Annotated in this window: 1 protein-coding gene; it reads right to left on the bottom strand. The window is 64.6% G+C overall.

The features are described 5' to 3' along the window. A partial coding sequence (locus NKH33_RS33125; RefSeq protein WP_352923738.1) for a recombinase family protein occupies positions 1 to 954 on the bottom strand: 954 nt, incomplete at both ends.

Genomic DNA, 954 nt, shown 5'->3' with positions numbered 1-954 from the left:
TGATCGCGGCGACTGGCCGCTTGCGCTTCGGCCTCGACGGCCGCGGCTATCGCTGCCGGCTCGACAACCCGCAGAAGAGCTTCCTCGATGGCGTCGTCGACGCGTAGTCCACCGAAGGCGATGCAACGCGGCTCGCCATTGTCAAGCAGACCACGCCAGCAGGAATAGCGCGGAATGTTGTGCTTGGTTCCCGTGTAGCGGACCGTCAGCTTGCGGCCGCAGCGCCGGCAGCGGACAAGGCCGGCGAGCAGAGCGTCGCCATGCTTGGGCGCCCCGTGATGCCGGCTCGTGGGCACGTTGTCGCTCACCATCTTGCGGATCGCTTCCGCCCTTTCCCAGCTGACGTAGCCTTCGTGTGCACCCGGGATCAGCGCCAGCCATTCATCACGCGCCTTACGGCGGCTGCGCGAACGAATGGCTGTTGCATCATATCCCGACGCAGCACGAGTCTTACCATAGGCATAGGCGCCGCCGTAGATCGGGTTCTCGATCATTCGGTGGATGGTCGCATAGCTTGGCCTGCGCCAGACCACATCGCCATTGTTGCGCTTGGCAGGCAAATCCAGCCCATGTTCGAGGAACCAGAGCAGGGCCTGGCGGGCACTGCCGAGTTCCGCCACCTTGTCAAACACAAGGGTGATGGCCTCCTGCATGCGACGGTCGGGATCCTTCTCCAGCCGGTCGCCGACCTTCACGAAGCCGACCGGGGAAGCGACGACGAGTTCACCGCGCCGGGCCTTCTCATAGCGGGCCGACAAGGAGCGCTGACGCAGAAGATCGAGCTCATACTCGTTGAGACTGCCCTTCAATCCCAGCAGCAGCCGGTCATTGCCCTGGCGCGGTGCGTAGACCGTCTCCTGGTCGATCAGCACGGTATCGACGACGCGGCACATCTCGATGAGCTGCTGCCAGTCGCGGCTGTTGCGGGCGAAGCGCGATACCTCCCGCGCCGCA

It is taken from the genome of Mesorhizobium sp. M1182 (genome assembly GCF_040318335.1).
In the GTDB taxonomy this organism is placed as follows: domain Bacteria; phylum Pseudomonadota; class Alphaproteobacteria; order Rhizobiales; family Rhizobiaceae; genus Mesorhizobium.
This window is presented reverse-complemented; position numbering and strand designations above follow the sequence as displayed.